The following is a 328-nucleotide window of genomic DNA, read 5'->3' on the forward strand; positions in this document are numbered from 1 at the left end:
GCTCGGAGTTTATCCAGTCGGGTGTTTTCTACATGTTTCGCTTTAGAAGCCAGATTGTCCAGGCTCTTTCCTAGACCTGTATCTCCCAGACTCTTGCTCATTTTTTCAAACCGCATCATTTGACCACCAGTTGAAGCCTCTCGTACGACTCTTACAGTCGGTACTTCCAAAGTAAACTGCTTGGCTCGCTCCAGTCCCTCTTGGGTAGCCTTACTTAGGTTTAAAACTTTTTCATCCACTGAATTTTTTAGCTGATGGGTGATTTGTTTACGGTAAGTAGATAAGGAGTGATAAACATTATCCCCCAAGCCTTTGGCATTCTTCAAGA

At 43.6% G+C, this 328-nt stretch carries 1 pseudogene; it reads right to left on the bottom strand.

Going from position 1 to position 328, the window contains the following annotated elements:
• A pseudogene (locus HMPREF9184_RS09765) lies at positions 1-328 on the bottom strand (type IV secretion protein Rhs); the annotation flags it as partial.

It is taken from the genome of Streptococcus sp. oral taxon 058 str. F0407 (assembly GCF_000235485.1).
In the GTDB taxonomy this organism is placed as follows: domain Bacteria; phylum Bacillota; class Bacilli; order Lactobacillales; family Streptococcaceae; genus Streptococcus.